Source organism: Rhizobacter sp., from assembly GCF_046595475.1.
Taxonomy (GTDB): Bacteria; Pseudomonadota; Gammaproteobacteria; order Burkholderiales; family Burkholderiaceae_C; genus Rhizobacter.
Window position 1 is genome coordinate 1 of the sequence record NZ_JBKJOQ010000075.1, and the last position, 18,362, is coordinate 18,362.

General features: G+C 66.5%; 16 protein-coding genes and 1 riboswitch. Of the genes, 9 read left to right on the forward strand and 7 right to left on the reverse strand.

Annotated features, from left to right (window positions below; translation table 11 throughout):
- Positions 1-598, reverse strand: a 598-nt coding sequence (locus AC30QB_RS13175) for a dihydropteroate synthase (protein WP_489546679.1), incomplete at its 3' end; no start/stop codon positions are given.
- A gap of 68 nt (positions 599-666) precedes the next feature.
- Positions 667-741: riboswitch (S-adenosyl-L-homocysteine riboswitch) on the reverse strand.
- Between the two features lie 169 nt (positions 742-910).
- On the opposite strand from AC30QB_RS13175, the gene AC30QB_RS13180 reads away from it, so the two are divergent.
- Positions 911-1,492 carry an OmpA family protein gene (locus AC30QB_RS13180; RefSeq protein ID WP_489546680.1) on the forward strand — a complete coding sequence of 194 codons (582 nt, stop codon included), beginning with the start codon at positions 911-913 and terminating at the stop codon, positions 1,490-1,492.
- 114 nt (positions 1,493-1,606) lie between these two features.
- Positions 1,607-2,812 carry an HD-GYP domain-containing protein gene (locus AC30QB_RS13185; RefSeq protein ID WP_489546681.1) on the forward strand — a complete coding sequence of 402 codons (1,206 nt, stop codon included), beginning with the start codon at positions 1,607-1,609 and terminating at the stop codon, positions 2,810-2,812.
- 43 nt (positions 2,813-2,855) lie between these two features.
- Here AC30QB_RS13185 and AC30QB_RS13190 read toward each other — a convergent pair whose 3' ends face one another.
- The 5 genes from AC30QB_RS13190 to AC30QB_RS13210 all read right to left on the reverse strand — a co-directional run bounded on the left by AC30QB_RS13190 (position 2,856) and on the right by AC30QB_RS13210 (position 10,202).
- The gene (locus tag AC30QB_RS13190) at positions 2,856-3,905 is read right to left on the reverse strand and encodes a homocysteine S-methyltransferase family protein (protein ID WP_489546682.1); all 1,050 of its coding nucleotides are present in this window, start codon (positions 3,903-3,905) and stop codon (positions 2,856-2,858) included.
- Between the two features lie 135 nt (positions 3,906-4,040).
- Positions 4,041-6,101, reverse strand: a complete 2,061-nt coding sequence (locus AC30QB_RS13195; RefSeq protein WP_489546683.1) for a putative bifunctional diguanylate cyclase/phosphodiesterase — start codon at positions 6,099-6,101, stop codon at positions 4,041-4,043.
- A 156-nt stretch (positions 6,102-6,257) separates the two neighbouring features.
- Positions 6,258-8,597, reverse strand: coding sequence for an ATP-binding protein (locus AC30QB_RS13200; RefSeq protein ID WP_489546684.1), 2,340 nt, complete (start codon positions 8,595-8,597; stop codon positions 6,258-6,260).
- Between the two features lie 157 nt (positions 8,598-8,754).
- Complete coding sequence (locus tag AC30QB_RS13205) at positions 8,755-9,030, reverse strand: BTH_I0359 family protein (protein WP_489546685.1); 276 nt, start codon at positions 9,028-9,030, stop codon at positions 8,755-8,757.
- Positions 9,031-9,137: 107 nt separating this feature from the next.
- The gene (locus AC30QB_RS13210) at positions 9,138-10,202 is read right to left on the reverse strand and encodes a DUF3108 domain-containing protein (protein WP_489546686.1); all 1,065 of its coding nucleotides are present in this window, start codon (positions 10,200-10,202) and stop codon (positions 9,138-9,140) included.
- A 54-nt stretch (positions 10,203-10,256) separates the two neighbouring features.
- Between AC30QB_RS13210 and AC30QB_RS13215 the strand changes: the two genes are divergently transcribed.
- The 3 genes from AC30QB_RS13215 to AC30QB_RS13225 are packed head-to-tail and all read left to right on the forward strand — an operon-like array spanning position 10,257 to position 12,699.
- Positions 10,257-11,255: a fumarylacetoacetate hydrolase family protein gene (locus tag AC30QB_RS13215; protein ID WP_489546687.1), complete on the forward strand. Its 999-nt coding sequence runs from the start codon at positions 10,257-10,259 to the stop codon at positions 11,253-11,255.
- Positions 11,252-11,743, forward strand: a complete 492-nt coding sequence (locus AC30QB_RS13220; protein ID WP_489546688.1) for a retropepsin-like aspartic protease family protein — start codon at positions 11,252-11,254, stop codon at positions 11,741-11,743. Before AC30QB_RS13215 ends, AC30QB_RS13220 begins: the two co-directional genes overlap by 4 nt.
- Positions 11,740-12,699, forward strand: coding sequence for a TraB/GumN family protein (locus tag AC30QB_RS13225; protein ID WP_489546689.1), 960 nt, complete (start codon positions 11,740-11,742; stop codon positions 12,697-12,699). The genes AC30QB_RS13220 and AC30QB_RS13225 overlap by 4 nt, the downstream gene beginning before the upstream one ends.
- Here the strand turns inward: AC30QB_RS13225 and AC30QB_RS13230 are convergent, their stop codons facing one another.
- The gene (locus AC30QB_RS13230) at positions 12,700-14,538 is read right to left on the reverse strand and encodes a S8 family peptidase (protein ID WP_489546690.1); all 1,839 of its coding nucleotides are present in this window, start codon (positions 14,536-14,538) and stop codon (positions 12,700-12,702) included.
- Positions 14,539-14,719: 181 nt separating this feature from the next.
- Between AC30QB_RS13230 and AC30QB_RS13235 the strand changes: the two genes are divergently transcribed.
- From AC30QB_RS13235 to AC30QB_RS13250, 4 genes are all read left to right on the forward strand, one after another.
- Positions 14,720-15,331 carry a PhaM family polyhydroxyalkanoate granule multifunctional regulatory protein gene (locus AC30QB_RS13235; RefSeq protein WP_489546691.1) on the forward strand — a complete coding sequence of 204 codons (612 nt, stop codon included), beginning with the start codon at positions 14,720-14,722 and terminating at the stop codon, positions 15,329-15,331.
- A 19-nt stretch (positions 15,332-15,350) separates the two neighbouring features.
- On the forward strand, positions 15,351-16,574 hold the full coding sequence (locus AC30QB_RS13240; protein WP_489546692.1) for an FIST signal transduction protein: 1,224 nt from the start codon (positions 15,351-15,353) through the stop codon (positions 16,572-16,574).
- An 8-nt stretch (positions 16,575-16,582) separates the two neighbouring features.
- Positions 16,583-18,088 carry an FAD-linked oxidase C-terminal domain-containing protein gene (locus AC30QB_RS13245; RefSeq protein WP_489546693.1) on the forward strand — a complete coding sequence of 502 codons (1,506 nt, stop codon included), beginning with the start codon at positions 16,583-16,585 and terminating at the stop codon, positions 18,086-18,088.
- A 14-nt stretch (positions 18,089-18,102) separates the two neighbouring features.
- Positions 18,103-18,362: CidA/LrgA family protein (locus tag AC30QB_RS13250; RefSeq protein WP_489546694.1), on the forward strand; the 260-nt coding region annotated here is incomplete at its 3' end.

An 18,362-nucleotide genomic window follows, 5' to 3' on the forward strand; every position in this document is an offset into this window, starting at 1 on the left:
TTGCAATGGCGAAGATGTTGGGGTCGAAGATGATGTCTTCGGGTGGGAAACCCACTTCGTCGACCAGCATGCGATACGCTCGCTCGCAGATCTCGATCTTGCGTTCGTAGGTGTCGGCCTGGCCCTTTTCGTCGAAGGCCATCACCACGGCCGCGGCACCGTAGCGGCGCACCAGCTTGGCCTGGTGCTTGAACTGCTCCACGCCTTCTTTCATCGAGATCGAGTTGACGATGCCCTTGCCCTGAATGCACTTGAGGCCGGCTTCGATCACGTCCCACTTCGAGCTGTCGATCATGATCGGCACGCGCGCGATCTCGGGCTCGCTCGCGATCAAGTGCAGAAAGCGAACCATGGCGGCCTTGCTGTCGAGCATGGCTTCGTCCATGTTGACGTCGATCACCTGGGCACCGTTTTCCACTTGCTGGCGCGCGACGGCCAGGGCTTTCTCGAACTCGCCGTTGAGGATCATCCGCGCAAAGGCCTTGGAGCCGGTGACGTTGGTGCGCTCGCCGATGTTGACGAAAAGGCTGCCCTGGCCAATGAGCACGGGCTCCAGGCCCGATAGCTTCATGGGAGAGACGGTGTGGGGTGCAGTCATGGCGGAAGTGTTCGGTAGAACGCGACATGCGCTGCGGTGCTCACCCGAAGCGCATGCAATGAGTCATGCGGGGGCGAGCGTCGTTGCGAGCTTCCAAGCCTGGCGGCATCTGGGCAGACACCGTCGCAACGCTCCTTGGAAGTGGCAGATTTTAAGCGAGCGACTCAACGGGCCGCCGTGAATATGTGGCGCCGCAGCTCGTTACAAAGCCGGCGAGCCTCCCTGCGGGGGGTGGGGTTTCAGCGGTTCCAATGGCCGGCCACGACAAAATCCGACTCCATGGCCCTGCACCCTCTTCATCGAATCGCTCTCGTGTCTGTCTTGCTCGCCGGCTGCGCCGCGCCACCCAAGCCGGTGCCTGCCGTGGCCGGGCCGGTGCCGGGCTCGGCTCCCGGCCCGGTCTATGGTCAGACAACGCCGGGTGTGCACACCTGGTCGCCGCAGATGGAGGCTGCCGAGCGCGCGCTCAGCGGCTCGCTCAGCGGCACAGGTGTCACCATCTCCAAGACCATCGACGAGCGGTTGTGGGTCACCTTGCCGGGCGACCTCGCGTTTCAGCCCAACCGCTCAGCGCTCAAGCCGAGCGCCATGGCAGTGCTCGACAAGATCGTGATCTCGCTGCGCGGCCTGACCATGGCCGACCTTCGCATCGTCGGCCACACCGACTCCAAGGGCGCTGCGGCGGCCAATGACGCGCTCTCGCTAGACCGGGCCGCCAGCACGCGTGACTGGCTGGTGGCGCGCGGCATGTCGCCGGTGCGCATTGCGGTGGCGGGGCGCGGTTCGCGCGACCCGCTGGGCAGCAATGATGACGAGGCCGGCCGCGCCAGCAACCGCCGGGTCGAGATACTGATTGGCGAAAAAGCCAAGGCAGGCGCTGCGGCCTCCAAGTAAGCGCGGTGCCGCCACGCCGCGGCGTCTCAAGTTCGCAGGGCAGCCGTCGAAAACTCATCAGAGCGTCTGGTGGTTCAGGCGCAAGGTCGGTTTTATTTCTGCCTGCCCCGCCCTATGTCTGTTGTTCAACTGCCTCCTGAAATCCTGCGCACCGGTCACCCGGCGCCGGTTTCGGTGCGCGACGCAACCGGCCACCTCTTGCTCGCCAAGGGCGTGCTGGTGGCGACGGAAGCACAGCGCGAGCGGCTCGTTGAGCGCGTGCTGTACGTGGACGAGTCGGAAGGCGACCTGATCAAGCGCGCGATGGCCGGCAGGCTCGATTCCATGGTGCGGCAGAACGCGTCGCTCGGCCAGATCGCCCGTGCTGGGCACGATGGCTTGTCAATCCCCAGCGCAGCGGTTGCCAAGCTCAGCGCCGACCCGTTGGTGGCGTGGGCCAACCTGCAGATGCGCGGCCGCGCTCTGCTGCAAGACCCCGTGCCGGCAGATTTTTTGCCGCGCCTGCAGAAATACCAAGGCGAGGTGCTAGAGCTGATCGAGGCCGACGCCGACCTGGCCTTGCTGATCCTGGTACAGGCCACGACCAACGACGCGCATCACTACAGCGTGACGCACAGCTTGCTGGTGACCGTGCTCTGCGAGCTGGCCGGACGCCAGCTGCCCGGCTTCAGCGCCGAGTGGCGAGCCTCGCTGCGTGGCGCCGCGCTCACGATGAACATCGCCATGACGGCGCTGCAAGACCAGCTGGCCCTGCAAGAAGAGTCGCCGCTGCCGCAGCAGCGCGCGCTCATTGACAACCATGCCTTGCGCGCCTCGGCCTGTTTGCGCGAAGCCGGTATTGGCGACGAGCTCTGGTTGCAGGCCGTCGAATGTCACCACGCCACGGCCGCGGGGCCTTTGTCATTACAGGGGCCGGGCTTGCAGCTCGCGCGGCTGCTGCAGCGCGCCGACATTTTCTCGGCCCGTTTGAGCATGCGCCGTGCGCGGCCAGCGCTTGCGGCCTCGGCAGCGGTGAAGGCCGCCTACCTCGACGAACACCAGCAGGCCGACGAGGCCGGCAAGGCCATCATCCAGGCGACCGGCATTTACCCGCCGGGCAGCTATGTGCGCTTGAGCAGCGGCGAGTTGGCGGTGGTGTTGCGCCACGGCTCGCACGCCAAGGCGCCGAAGGTGGCGAGCATCGTCAGCAAAAGTGGCGCCGCGCTCGTGGAGCCGGTGGTACGTGACACGCGCGTGCGTCCGCACGAGGTGGTCGGCGGCGTGGCACCACACGACGTGAAGGTGCGGCTCAACATGGAAAAGCTGGTGCGACTGGCGTGACGCGGCCCGTCCTGAGCCCATCGCAGGGCGTGAATGACAAGGCTCAGGCAGCCACCAAGCCGCTGAACAACGGGTCGTTGCGCAGGCGCGGCCGGTAGGCCGACACACGCTTCGCGATCTCGGCAATGTGCTCAGGTGTCGTGCCGCAGCAGCCGCCGGCGATGTTCAGGAAGCCTGAACGCGCGAACTCTTCCACCAGCCCGCCCGTGATGTCGGGCGTCTCGTCAAAGCCGGTCTCGCTCATCGGGTTGGGCAGGCCGGCATTGGGGTAGCAGCTGATGAAGGTGTCGCCGGCCACACGCGCCAGTTCCTGGATGTAGGGGCGCATCAGCGCCGCACCGAGCGCGCAGTTCAGGCCCACGGCCAGCGGCCGCGCGTGGCGCACGCTGTGCCAGAAAGCGCTCACCGTCTGGCCCGAAAGAATGCGGCCCGAAGCGTCGGTCACCGTGCCCGAGATGATCACGGGCAGGCGCTCGCCGGTGTTTTCCATCAGCTCGTCGAGCGCGAAGATCGCGGCCTTGGCGTTCAGCGTGTCGAAAATGGTCTCGACCAGAAACACATCGCTGCCACCTTCGAGCAGGGCCTCGGCCTGTTCGTAGTACGCCGCCTTCAGCTCGTCGAAGCTCACGTTGCGGGCGGCCGGGTCGTTCACGTCGGGGCTGATGCTCGCCGTGCGCGGGGTGGGGCCCAGCGCGCCGGCCACGTAGCGCGGCTTGTCGGCGGTGCTGTACTTGTCGCAGGCCGCGCGGGCCAGTCGGGCGCCGGCCAGGTTCAGCTCGCGGGCCATGTGGGCCAGCTTGTAGTCTTCTTGCGCCACGCTGGTGGCGCCGAAGGTGTTGGTCTCGATCAGGTCGGCGCCCGCGGCCAGGTACTGCTCGTGGATCTCGGTGATCACATCGGGCCGCGTGAGCTGCAGCAACTCGTTGTTGCCCTTCAGGTCTTGGCTGTGATCGGCAAAGCGCTCGCCGCGGAAGTCGGCTTCGGTCAGCTTGTAGCGCTGAATCATGGTGCCCATCGCGCCATCGAGGATGGCAATGCGGTTCTTGAGGATCTCGGGCAGCGCAGCGGCGCGGGTGTAGGCGGTGGCGTTCATACAGGCATTGTAGAAAGGCCGCTCCAGCCACGCACGGCGAAGCCCGTGCACATCAAGCAACAACTCACGGAACGGGCTTTGCCCGGCCGTAGCGTTGGCGCCCCTTGGGGGCATGGGCGAAGCGACTGGGGGACCCTAAGAGATCATCGATTGGGGCAAGGTGTCGCCGAAGAGGGACGGGCGGAAGTCGAGCGCGCGCGGGCCTTCGTCGTTCATCGCCCACAGCGCCAGCGCGGCCGCGGGCATGGGCTTGGCAAACAGATAACCCTGCAGCTCGTTGCACCCCAGCTGGCGCAAGATCTCTTGCTGCTGCTCGGTTTCCACGCCCTCGGCCACCACCTTCAGGCCCAGGGCTTGCGCGAGCTTCACGACGGCATCGACGATGGCGCGCGCATCGGCGCTGGTTTCCAGGTCGAGCACGAAGCTGCGGTCGATCTTCAGCTCTTCAGCGGCCAGCTGGCGCAGGTAGCTCAACGACGAGTAGCCGGTGCCGAAGTCGTCGATCGACAAATGCACACCGGCAGCCGACAGCTGCTCGATCATCAGCAGCGTGGCACGCGTGTCGTCCATGGCCGCCGATTCGGTGATCTCGCAGGTGAGCAGCGAGGGGTCGATCTTGTTGCGTTTGAGCGCGCTCGCGATGCGCTCGACCAGGTCGGCCTGGCGCAGCTGGTGCACGGACAGGTTGATGGCCACGCGCATGCGCAGACCCTGCTCACGCCACTCGCGTATCTGCCGGCACACCTCTTCTATCAACCAGTTTCCCAGGGCGTTGATGAGGCCGTAGCGCTCGGCCAGCGGGATGAAGATGTAGGGGCCCACCATGCCGCGCGTGGGGTGCTTCCAGCGCATCAGCGCCTCTGCGCCGGTGATCTGGCCGCTGGGGGCGTGGATCTTGGGCTGGTAGTGCAGCTCCAGCTCCTTGTTGGCGAGGGCGCGGCGCAGGTCTTGCAGCAGCTCTACCTGGTCGCGTGCTCCGGCCACCATGCGCTCCTCGAAGAAGCAGTGGGCGCCGCCGCCGGTGCGCTTGGCGTTGCGCATGGCGGCTGCTGCGTGGGCGATCAGCTTGGTGGCCGAACCGTCGGTCGGGTACATGGCCAGGCCCACCGAGCACGACATCGAGATCTCATGGTCTTCGATGCGGCACAGCTCGTTCATACTGGCAAGCACGCGTCCTGCCATGCGGGCGGCGTCTTCGGTGCCGGGGTTGCCTTCGAGCAGCAGTATGAATTCGTCGCCCCCGGCGCGCGCCACGATGTCGTGCGGCCCGGCCATGGCGCGCAAGCGCTGGGCCACTTCGCGCAGCACGTGGTCGCCGGTGGCCTGGCCGAAAGATTCATTGACAGCTTTCAGACCGTCGACGTTGATGAACAGCAGCGCAAGCGAGTGCTGGTCACGGTCGGCTCGGATCGCGGCCACTTGCAGTTCTTCTTCGAACATCGAGCGGTTGGGCAGCTCGGTGAGGCGGTCGGTCTGTGCCACGCGCTTCACCTCGTCGCGCGTGCGCTTGAGCAGGTTGCGAAAGCGCGCTTCCAGCAACGAGGTCATCAGGAGCAAGGCCAGCAGCGCGGGCACGCCCAGCACGGCCAGGGCCGACAGCGTGCCGGCGGTGGTGCGCCCTGCGGCCAAGGACACCGTGAGCAGCGGCACGGTCACCGCGTACAGCACCGAGGCGTTGCCGATGGCGATGGCGCCGCCCAGGCCGAGTGCCACACCCGCCTGCCAGCCGAGGCCCAGCGCAGAGGTGCTGCGGCGTTGCGCCGCCACGATGGCCAGGGCGCTGCCGGCGCAGAGGCAGGCTGCGGCCCAGCCGGCGGCGACGAGGGGCAGATTCCAGTGCGGTGAAGGAGAAAGGTGCAGGGCCATCAGGCTCACCGTGGGCACAGCGCAGACACCGGTGCCGAGCACCAGCGCGGCGATCACGATGCGTGAAGCCCCTAGGTTGGGCCGGGCACTCATGTACACCCCCACCACCGAGCTGGCCAGCGCCAGCGCCAGGGCGCCGGCAGCAAGAAGGGGGTCATAACCCAGTGCAAACGGCAGCGGTTCGGCCGCCATGGCCACGAAGTGCGCAGCCCAGGTGCCGGCCGCCAGGGCCACGGCCGATACCACCAGCGAGCGCACGGCCGTGAAGTGGTGGCGCGACGACACGCCGCGCGCCAGGTCCAGCGCCACGTAAGCCGCAAATATGGCCATCGCCGCGGAGGCAGCCCACAAATCTGCGCGAAACCTCCACTGAAGAAAAGCCTCTTCCATCAAACCCTCAGGTACATGGTCATCCGGATACTTATCGGCCGCAATGCGCTCACCTTGAGTGCCGCCTTCAAGGCGTGACGAAAGTCTCGCCTCGCCTCAGTGCAAGAAGCCGATGTCGCGGCGGCGGCGCACCTCGGGCTTCACGCGGTGCTCGGCTTCGAGCTGCGCCAGAAACTCGTCGGGCGCGAAGGCCTCGCCGAGCACGTCGATCTGGCGCTTGACCGAGGCAAAGTCGCCCGGCGCCAGCGCATCAAGCCTGCGCAGGCGCTCGACCTGCTCGCCGCTCAGCAGCGAGGCCTCGCCGCCCAGCGCCTCGGCCACAAACATGCGTTCGCGCTGCTGTTGCGTGAGCGGCATGAAGCGAATCTTGAAGGTGAAGCGGCGCAGCGCGGCTTCGTCCAGGTCTTCGAAGAGATTGGTGGTGCAGATGAACACGCCCGAGTAGCGCTCCATGCCCTGCAGCATTTCGTTGACCTCGCTCACCTCGTAGTTGCGCTCAGCCATGCGCCGGCTGCGCAGGAAGCTGTCGGCCTCATCGAGCAGCAGCACGGCCTGCTCGGTCTGCGCTTCGTTGAACATGCGCGCCATGTTGCTCTCGGTCTCGCCCACGTACTTGCTCACGAGATCAGACGCCTGGCGGACCATCAGGGGGCGCTGCAGCTGCTGAGCGATGTGCTCGGCAAGCGCCGTCTTGCCGGTGCCCGGCGGGCCGTAGAAGCACAGAGTGCCATAGCCCTTGCGGCGCAACGCCTCGATGATCTTCGACAGCTCAAAGCGCGACTCGGTGTGCACCAGGCTCAGGTCGTATTGCGTCACCACGCGGCGCGCACCGCGCTCGCTGCCGCTGGTGCCCAGCGCCTTGTCGGCGTTGCCCAGCTGGCGCTCGATCAGTGACTCCATCTCGCCGTCTTGCGTGGCACCCTGGGCTTCATCCGTTTTTTGGTCTGCGCTTTCAAACGCCAGCTTGGCAAACTTCACGGCCGTGCGCACCTGGGCCGGCGTGAGGCCTTTGCGCTCGGCCAGTTGCGCGGCAAAGCCCGGCGACACGGTGATGCCGTCGAGCGCGCGGGTGACCAGCGCCTCGCGTGCGCCGGGCGGCGGGCTCTTCAGCTCCAAGTGGTACTGAAAGCGGCGGCGAAATGCAGGGTCGATCTGTTCGATGCGGTTGGTGACCCAGATCACCGGCACCGGGTTGGTCTCCAGAATCTGATTCACCCAGGCCTTGCCGCTCACGCTGCCCGACAGCGCGCCGTCACCGGTGTCCAGGCGCGCCATCAGCTGCGCAGCATCGGTCGAGATGGGCGGAAACACGTCTTCCACCTCGTCAAACAGCAGCGCCACATGCGGGCTGCCCTTCAAGAAGACCTGGCTGATTTGCAGCGAGCGGTAGCGGTCACGGCCGCTGAGTGAGTTGCCGTCACGGTCGGCGTATTCCACTTCATAGAGTTCAAGCCCCGCGGCCTGCGCGGCCACCTTGGCCAGCTCGGTTTTGCCAGTGCCGGGCGGGCCATAGAGCAGCACGTTGACGCCCGGTGCCTTGCGCGCCACTGCGTTGCGCAAGAGCGAGGTCAGCACCTGCTGGTCGACGCCCACGAAATGGAAGTCGCTGGGCGCCAGCTCGGTGGGCGTGGCCGGGCGGGTGAACACCGCCATCAGGTCAGACGGGCCTTCGTAGTGGCGCATCAGCACCGGCGGCAGCTGCTCGCTGACCTTCATCAAGTCGGCCAGGTCGGTGATGTTGTGCTCGGAGATCAGGTTCTCGACCATGCCGGTGCGCTCTAGCCGCGAGCCCGCGCGCAAGGCCTCGGCCACGTCTTGCTCGTTGACACCGGCCACAGCCGCGATAGCCGCATAGGCCTCTTGCGCATTCGACACCTTGAACTCGACCAGCAGGCCGCGCAGCTCGCGCTGGTAGCGCGCCAGCGTGCCGTAGAGCAACAGCGCGCGCTCGGCGGGGTTGAGCTGCAGCAGGCCGGCCAGGGCGTCGATGTTTTTTTCGACTAGCGTCGACTCTTTCTTCAGGCTGCGGTCCAGCCAGTCGGCGGTGGCGCCCAGCACCGAGAGCAGGTCTTTCGGCGCATCTTTGATGTATTCGTCGACGTAGAAGAAGAGCGTGCCTTCTTCGTAAGGGCCGTTCCAGGCGCCGTGGCGTTGCATGAAGGCGATGTCACCCAGGGTCTCGTGGCCACCCCAATGCTCGTTGCCCTTGCAGCGGTTGTTGAGGAAGGTGCGCAGGCGCGCCAGCACGGTGGCGGGCCACACCAGGTGCTTGCCGGTGAGCGCGAGCAAGCCGTTCCAGTCACGCCGCACATTGAAGCGCCCCGCATGCCGCACCGTGAGCGTCAGCACAAACTGTGAGCACATGCGGTCGAGCACCGGCGCGTCTTTCAGGCCAGGGGACAACACCACGCGTGCATCAGGGTGAGGGGTCGCCATGCGCATCTCCGGCGGGAACCTGCAGGGCATCTTGGCGCAGCCTGCGCCAGGCAGCAAGCCCCTTCCCGGTGACCTTACGTCACGGCAGATGACAACACGCTAAGAGAAAGCAGGTACACGTGCCGCAATTCACATCGCGGCCGTGGCGGGGCATCCGTTAGTGCAGGATCAGCGGGTGCTGCATGAGCGGGGTGTAGCGCTCGATGTAGTCGTCCATCTCTTCTTCGGAGGGCGAGGTCTCGATCAGTGCCTGCACGCCTTCCTTGAAGCTCTCGGCCATTGCGCCCTCAATGAAGATTTCCTTGCGGGCGAATTTGTCGACGATCTCGTAGCCGCCGCGCGTGAGCCGCTCGGGGCTGCCCGCCGTGATATCGCCACCGGCCACATCGAACTCCACCACAGCGAAGTTGTCAGAGTTGTAAAGCATCAGCATGTAGGTGTTTCCTTCACCGGCAGTTCGGGGTGAAGACGCAATATTCAAGCCACGAATCTGGCCGCAGGGCTTGCTCGTGCATGCCTATGCCCCCGCGGGCCTGGGGGTCAAGACGCCGGCTGCGAGGTTTGCAGCAGCAGCTCGAGCGCCGAGCCGCCGTCGCCGCTGAGCCGTGCCCGCACCGGCAGGTGGTGCAGGCTGGGCGCCAGCCACACGTCGACCCGCGTGTCGTGGGGCTTGCGCGGCTCGCGTATCAGCTTGATGGCCTGCACGGTGGTGTCGCCGGTCTCCACGTCTTCCTTGCCGCTGACCTGGAAGACCCAGGCATCGGCGTCACCGTGCGCACCCACCACGTACATCGTGATGCGCGCGCCGGGCGCCAGGCGCTTGGGGTCGGCCGAGGCAATGGCAGCGATCTGGATCATCCAGCTCAACCGGTCTTGGGAACCTTGCAGTAAGGGGTATTCGTTCGACGACCCCGAAAAGCCGATCTTGCCGGCCTGGCGCTGGAAGTTGGCTGCCACCGCGGCCTTGTTGCGGCGCTGGTCGGTGTAGCGCAGCGGGGCAATGCCTGCGTCGTCGAAGGCCCCCTGGCTGACCCAAGTGAGGATGCTGAAGCCCGCCAGGCGGCCCTGCAGGCGTGCCTCGTAGCCGCTGGCCGTGGGCCGCCACTGCAGCTCGCCGGTGCCCGAGATGGCGCCGCGGCGCATGTCGTAGTTGAGCGTCATGGCGGGCGGCATGACGGTGCGGTACACCGGCACCTCGTCTGGCTCAGACGCCAGGGCCACCGGCGTGGGCTCAAGGGCGGGCTGCGCGGGCAGCATCGCGGCCACCAGCATGGGCTCTATCGTGGTCGCGGCGGGCGCTGGTTGGCTCACGGCTTCGCCGACCGATTCGCGCGCTGGCGGCGCCGGCACTGCGGCGCGGCGTGGCGGGCGAGCAGGCTTGGCGACCGCGGCCTGCGGGGCGGGTGTCGGGAGCAGCAAGGCGGGCGGTGGCTGCACGGTGCGAACCTGCAACGCCGAGAGCGTGCGCTCGGGCATCAGCCCCGCGGCAAACGAGTCGGCCATGCCATGCCACAGTGCCACGTGCAGCAGCGCCACCCCCCCGGCCAAGGCCAGCAACGTGAGCCCGTAGCGGCGTGGTGGCACAGGGGTTGGGTTGGAAAACATGCGTTGACAATAAGGGATGCGGCAATCCTAGCCAACTGAGACGACGGGAAGACCATGAAACTTGCAAGCTATAAGGACGGATCGCGTGACGGCCAGCTGGTCGTCGTGTCGCGCGACATGGGCACTGCCCACTACGCCACCGGCATCGCCACGCGCCTGCAGCAGGTGCTCGACGATTGGGGCTTTCTCTCGCCCCAGCTCGAAGACCTCTACACCACGCTCAACCATGGCCGCGGGCGCCACACCTTCCCCTTCGACCCTGCGATGTGCATGGCCCCGCTGCCGCGCGCCTACCAGTGGGCCGACGGCTCCGCCTTCATCAACCACGTGGAGCTGGTACGCAAGGCGCGCAATGCAGAGGTGCCCGAGAGCTTCTACACCGACCCGCTGATGTACCAGGGCGGCAGCGATGACTTTCTGGGCCCTTGCGACAACATCGTTGTGCCCAGCGAGAAGATGGGCATTGATTTCGAAGCCGAAGTGGCCGTGATCACCGGCGACGTGCCCATGGGCACCAACGCCGACGAGGCACTGGAAGGCATACGCCTGCTGATGATTGCCAACGACGTGAGCCTGCGCAACCTCATCCCGGCCGAGCTGGCCAAGGGCTTCGGTTTCTTCCAGAGCAAGCCCGCCACCGCCTTCAGCCCGGTGGCGGTGACGCTAGACGAAGTGGGCAGCGCTTGGAACAACGGCCGGCTCAACCTGTCACTGCAAAGCACCTGGAACGGCAAGCGCGTGGGCCTTTGTGATGCCGGGCCGGAGATGACCTTCCACTTCGGCCAGCTCATCGCCCACCTCTGCAAGACGCGCAACGTGCGCGCTGGCAGCATCATCGGCAGCGGCACCGTGAGCAACAAAGACTGGACGCGCGGCTACTCTTGCGTGGCCGAGAAGCGCGCCATCGAGACCATCGAGAGCGGCGAGCCCAAGACCGAGTTCATGAAGTTCGGCGACACCATCCGCATCGAGATGAAGGGGCTGGATGGGCAGACGGTGTTTGGGGCGATTGACCAGGCGGTAACCGCATTGACCCCCGACGCCGCTGAATGAACGAATTCCCCCGCACGCTCAAGATCGCCACGGTGTGGCTGCTGCTGGGCGTGGTGGTGTTTCTGGGCTTTCGCATGATGGAGCATCACCTGCAGCAGAGCCGCTTCCAGGCCAGCGGTGGCGTGATCAAGATCCGCCGCGGGGCCGATGGCCACTACCACTGGCCCGGCAGCATCAACGGCAAGAAAGTTGATTTTTTGATCGACACCGGCGCCACCGGCACTGCCATGTCGCAGGCCATGGCGCACGAGCTGAAGCTGGTCACCCTGCAACGCGTGCAGAGCAGCACCGCGGGCGGCATGGTCACCGGCAACCTCGTGCGCGCGGACCTTGCGCTGCATGGTGGGGTGCGCATCGAGCGCATGGCCATCATGGCCCTGGCAGGGCTGAACGGCGACCACCCGCTGCTGGGCATGGACGTGTTGGGCAAGCTGCGCTGGCAGCAGCGCGATGGCGTGTTGACCATCGACACCGGTGCGACCCGATGAAGTGGTTGCCGCTGGCCCTGCTGTGGGCGGCAGTGCATGCGGCAGCACAGGCTCCCGCGCCTGCCGACTGCCCGCCGAGCGCGCAGCCCCCCACCGCGCAAGAGCGTGTTGACGCGGCCCGGCAGGCGCAGGACCGCGGCTTCCTCTGGCGCATCAGCAAGAAAGGCCGCAGCTCCTATCTGTACGGCACGATCCACATCGGTCGCATGGAGTGGGTGTTTCCCGGCCCACGTGTCAGCGCTGCATTTCACGCCAGCGACGTGCTCGCGCTCGAGCTCGACATCACCGACAGCGGGCTGATGCAGCGCCTGCAAAGCGGCTTGGCAGCGCAGGCCGGCGAGCCTGGCGCACAGCTGCCCGACGACTTGAAGACCCGCTTGCGCGGCGCGTTGCGCGCCGTCTGCGCACCGTCAGAAATCCTGGAGAACATGGCGCCCGAGATGGTGAGTGCGCTGCTGGTGATGATGTCGGCGCGCCGTGACGGGCTGGATGCGAGCTACGGCATAGACCCCGCTCTGGCGCAGCTTGCGCGCCAGCAGGGGAAGACGGTGCTGTCTCTGGAAACGCCCGAGCTGCAGCTCAAGCTGATGCGCAGCACCTCGCCAGCCGAGCTGCGCGAAACGCTGGAGAAGGCGCTCGACGACCTGGCGGAAGACCGTGCCCGGCCCATGCTCGTGCGCGTGGCCCAGGTGTGGGCCGACGGCCGCGCCGATGAGCTGGAGCACTACCGCGACTGGTGCGACTGCGCCAACACGCCGTACGAGCGCGCCGCCCTGCACGCCATGCTCGATGAGCGCAACCCCGCCATGGCAGCGCGCATCGATGCGTTGCATGCGCAGGGCAAGACGGTGTTCGCCGCGGTGGGCAGCTTGCACATGTTCGGGCCGGCAGGCTTGCCGGCCCTGATGGCCCGCCGCGGCTACCGCGTCGAGCGCATCGTCTTCAACAAGCCCTGATCAGTTGATGCTCAGGCTGTAGGTGCCCCCTGTGGCACCGGTGCCGCCGCTGTAGAAGCGAACGCGCACGTAGTAGGTGGCGGCCGAGCTGCTGCTGTTGGTGATGCTCACGCTGTCGACCGCGCCTGTGCCCTTGATGCTTCTGCCCACCTGCGAGCCGCTGCTGTTGTAGACGTAAAGGTCGTAGTCGGAGCTGGCGTTCGGCGTGAGTCTGGCGGCCAGCGTGCCGCGGCCGGCGACCACCACCTTGAAGTAATCGGTGTCGCTGCTGCTGGCCATGGTGCCGCTGATGGTCGTGCCCTGGGTCACGGCCTGTGCCGTGCCGGTGCTGTTGTTGGGCTCGACCTCGTTGCCCGGGGGCGGGGGCGGTGGGGTGGTGCCTGCGGCGGCGTCAACGGCGGCGCTCGCATCGACGATGCCGGTGCCGCACTGTGAGCAGGTGGCCGGGAAGGCACGGGTCGAGCCCTTCAGGCGCGTGGCCACCTCGTCCGGTGTGAGGGCCGGGTTCTTGGACAGCATCAGTGCCACCACGCCGACCACGTGCGGGGTGGCCATGGAGGTGCCGGCGTAGTAGGCATAGGCGTCGGCGCCTGGGGCCTTGGCGCCGCCATTCAGGGTGGACAGGATGTTGTTCGCTGCGGTGCCGTCATTGCTGCCCCCGGGTGCGGCCACTGCCACCACCGCACCGAAGTTCGAGTACGACGCACGACCGCCGCTGCGGTTGACGGCCGCCACCGTGATCACGCCCGAGCAGCTTGCGGGTGAAAAGTTTGCCGCGTTGGCGTTGCTGTTACCTGCTGCCACCACCACCACCGTGCCGCGGCTGCGTGCCGAGTTGATGGCGTTTTGCGAGGTGCTGTCGCACGCGCCGCTACCGCCCAGCGACATGTTGATCACCCTGGCCGGGTTGGCGTTGGCCGGTATGCCACTCACCGTACCGCCCGAGGCCCAGACGATGCCATCGGCGATGTCCGAGGTGTAGCCCCCGCACTTGCCCAGCACCCGCACCGGCACCACCTTGGCGTTGTAAGCCACGCCTGCGACGCCGTTGCCGTTGTTGGTGACGGCCGCGATGGTGCCCGCCACATGGGTGCCGTGCCAGCTGCTCGACTGGTCTTGCGAGGGGGAGCCGGCGCCGCATTCGCCGGCGGCTATCCAGTCGCCCGGGTCTGACGCATCGCTGTCGCGGCCGTTGCCGTCGTTGGAGACGGCGGTGTCGACGATGAAGTCATAGCCCGGCAGGATGTTGGCCGCCAGGTCGGCGTGCGGTCGGTAACCGGTGTCGATCACCGCCACCACCACGCCCGTGCCGGTGGACTTGTCCCACGCGGCGGGCAGGTTGATGCCGGCCGTGGCCTCGAAATAGCCCCACTGCTGACCGTATTGCGTGTCGTTGGGGGTGAACTGGGCCTGCAGGATGCGGTCGGGTTCGGCGTACTCCACCGACGCATCGGCGGCCATGATGTCGCGCGCCAGCTGCTGCACGCTGGCAAGGGGCAGGGCGCCGTCCAGGCGCATCACATGGGTGTCGAGCGAGCCCACCCGCACCAGCTGCAGGCGCAGGCCCGAGCGGGCCGCCACGTCTTGCGCGCCGCGGTGCAATGCGGTTCGCTCCGTGGGTGTGGCCGCCGTGCTGGCACCCGCCGCGCCGCTGCGGTACTTGATGATCAGGCGATTGGTCGGCAGAGGTTCGGCCGCCTGCGTGGCCGCGCCCACGGCCAAGGCCGCCGCGGCGGCCGAAACACCCGCGTGGGCCGACAGCGGCACCCACACGCTCATGGCGAGCAGAGCACCCAGGATGGCTTGTGGCCGGGTGATGCGTCTTGCTTGGAGTCTCATGGTTCATCCTTGTGAAGTGAACAACGGTTGATGCTGACGAACGATCAGCCTGCGCAGCGTCGGGCAAGTGGAGGCGCGCGTCACCTGCAACAGCTTGCAGGTTGACGTCGCCACGCCTTGTGCATCGCATGCACAATCACCCGCACACGCACACAACGCGGGTTTCAGGAGACGCTGCACCATGGCCGACACATCCAACTTCACCAAAATGGTCCCCGGGTTCGACTTCTTGCAAGGCCTGGTCAAGAACGCCGGCTCGGCCCTGCCCAACATCGGGCAGTGGGTGGCCCCCACGCTCAACCCCGAAGAGCTTGAAAAGCGCATCGACGAGCTGCGCACGGTGCAGTTCTGGCTGGAGCAAAACGCCCGCATGCTGGGCGCCACCATCCAGGCGCTGGAAGTGCAGCGCATGACGCTGTCCACCCTCAAGACCATGAACGTGCAGATGACCGATCTGCGCGAGTCGCTCACCATTCACCCCCCCGGTGCCGAAGCCGGGGCCGAGCCCAAGGCTCTGGCGGCCAGGAAGGCCGGCTCCAAAGCCGAGCCCGCACCGCAGGCGGTTGACCCGATGCAATGGTGGGGCGCGCTTACCAAGCAATTCACCCAGCTTGCCGCCACTGCGATGAAAGACAGCGCGACGGATGCGGCCAAGAACCTGGCGGGCGCCCTGGTCAAGCAGTCTGTCGACGCAGCCGGCCAGACGATCAAGAAGGCCGCGGGCGTGCCGGCCAAGGTGGCGCGCACGGCGGCGGGTGCCGCACGCAAGCGCGCCGCAACCAAAGGCCGCTGAACCCTGCCCGCGCGCGGCCATGAAGCTGTTTGCCCACGCTCACGCCACGCACCCCGACTGGCGTATCGCCGTGGCGCTGGTGGCGGCGCAGATCGAGGCGCAGCGCAGCGACCCGGCGGCCACGCACATCCGCCAGCCCACGCTGGGCTGGGTCTATTTCAGCGACCACTACGCACCGCAGGCGCAGGCCCTGCTGGCCGAGCTGCAAGCCCGCTGGCCCGGGGTGTCCTGGGTAGGGTCCGTGGGCGTGGGGGTGTCGGCCAACGGCGTCGAGTATTTCGACGAGCCCGCGCTGGCCTTGATGCTCAGCGACCTGCCGCGCGAGCAGTTCCGCGTGTTTTCGGGCGTGCGGCCGCTGGGCCTGGCGCCGACCGGGTTCGAGGCGCATACCGCGCAGGTGCATGCTGACGGCCGATCCGGCGACCTGGGCGAGCTGATCGCCGAGATGAGCGAGCGCACCACCACTGGCTATCTGTTCGGTGGCCTCGCCTCGGCACGCACCCAGCCCCTGCATCTGGCAGATGGCGTGTTCGAGGGTGGTTTGTCGGGTGTGGCTTTCGGGTCGGGCGTGAGGCTGGTGTCACGCGTGACGCAAGGCTGCCAGCCGGTCGGCGCGGTGCGGCGCATCACCCAGGGCGAGCGCAACCTCGTGACCGAACTCGACGGCGAGCCCGCGCTCGAGTGCCTGCTGCGCGACCTGGGCGTGAGTGGCCGCGAGCCACGCGAAGCCTTGCCGCGCATCCGCCAGACGCTGGCCGGCCTGAGCGACGGCAGCGATGAAGCGCTTTCGCGGCCCGGCCAGTTCGGTGTTGACACGCGCGTGCGCCACTTGGTCGGTATCGACCCAGGGCGCGGCGGCGTGGCGGTGGCCGAAGAGGTGGAGGTGGGCATGCAGCTCGCCTTCTGTCGCCGCGACACCGAGGCCGCGCGGCGCGACCTGGTGCGCATCTGCGCCGAGATCAGAGAAGAGGTCGAGCCCGAGCACCTGACCGCTGAGACGGCCATGGCCTTGCATGGCGCCGAGGCCGAAGGCGCACCACACCCTGCGCGGCGCATTGCCGGTGCGCTTTACGTGAGCTGTGTGGGGCGCGGCGGCCAGCACTTTGGCGCCCCCTCAGCCGAACTCGCCATCATTCGCCGCGCGCTCGGCGATGTGCCGCTGGTTGGCTTCTTCGCCTCGGGCGAGATTGCCCGTCGCCATTTGTATGGCTACACCGGTGTGCTGACGGTGTTCCCCGCCTGATGAGTGCCATGACCCTGACTCCCTCTGTTAGCAACCCCGACGCGCGCAACGAACGCGTGGCCCGCCAATCTTTTGTCGTGGCCGAGCTCGCTGCCCTGTTGCCGCCGCACGCCCTGCTCTGGCAAAGCGAAGACACCATTCCCTACGAATGCGACGGCCTCACCGCCTACCGAGAGCAGCCGCTCGCTGTGGCCTTGCCCGAGACCGAGGAGCAGGTGGCGGCCGTGCTGCGCGCCTGCCACAAGCTGGGCGTGCCGGTGGTGGCGCGTGGTGCCGGCACGGGCCTGTCGGGCGGTGCGCTGCCGCACCGCATGGGCGTGACGCTCAGCCTGGCCAAGTTCAACCGCATCGTGAAGCTCGACTCGATGGCGCGCACGGCCACCGTGCAGTGCGGCGTGCGCAACCTCGCCATCAGCGAAGCCGCCGCGCCCTACGGCCTGTACTACGCGCCCGACCCGAGCAGCCAGATCGCCTGCACCATAGGCGGCAACGTGGCCGAAAACTCGGGCGGCGTGCACTGCCTCAAGTACGGCATGACGCTGCACAACGTTCTGCGCGTGCGCGGCTTTATGTCTGACGGCCAGGCGGTCGAGTTCGGCTCTGAGGCGCTAGACGTGGCGGGCCTTGACCTCATGACCGTGATGATCGGCAGCGAAGGCATGCTCGCCGTGGCCATCGAGGTCATGGTGAAGCTGGTGCCCAGACCGAAGCTCGCGCGCTGCATCATGGCCAGCTTCGACGACATACGCCGCGCAGGCGATGCGGTGGCCAACGTGATCGCCGCCGGCATCATCCCGGCGGGGCTGGAGATGATGGACAAGCCGATGACGGCTGCGGTTGAAGATTTTGTCCACGCCGGCTACGATTTGACGGCGGCCGCGATTTTGCTTTGCGAATCTGACGGCACCGTAGAAGAAGTTGAAGAAGAAATTGGCCGCATGAGCGAGGTCTTGACGCGTTGTGGCGCAACGGCCATTGCTGTGAGTCAAAACGAAGCCGAACGGCTCAAGTTTTGGTCGGGCCGTAAAAATGCGTTTCCAGCCAGTGGCCGCATGAGCCCCGACTACATGTGCATGGACTCGACCATCCCCCGCAAGCGACTGGCAGATATTTTGCTGGCCATTGGCGAGATGGAAAAGAAGTACCAATTGCGCTGCGCCAACGTATTTCATGCAGGCGACGGAAACCTACACCCGCTGATTTTGTTTGATGCCAATGATGCGGACCAGTTGCATCGCTGCGAGTTGTTTGGTGCTGAAATTTTGGAGACCAGCGTTGCGATGGGCGGGACGGTCACGGGGGAGCACGGCGTCGGCGTCGAAAAACTCAACTCCATGTGCGTGCAGTTTTCTGCCGAGGAAAACGAACAAATGTTTGGCGTCAAACGTGCGTTTGACAGCCGCAGTTTGCTGAACCCCGGCAAGGTGATCCCGACATTGAACCGCTGCGCTGAATACGGAAAAATGCTGGTCCGCGGCGGCAAAATTTCGCATCCCGACTTGCCCCGCTTCTAAAGTATGCAGGCCCTATGCAAGCTTTAAAGGGTCTGGCCTGGTTGCTGGTCTTTCAGTCAGTTGGTGAACTGCTTGCACGCGGGCTGAATTTGCCCTTTCCAGGCCCGGTCGTGGGCATGCTTTTATTGCTGGTTGGGTTGCGCTGGCAAGTGGTTCGAGAGCCTGTGGGGCTATGCGCGGACTTTTTGCTTTCACACCTTTCCTTACTCTTTGTTCCCGTAGGCGTCGGTGTGATGACGCATTTGTCACTGGTCAATCAGTACGGTTTGCGCAT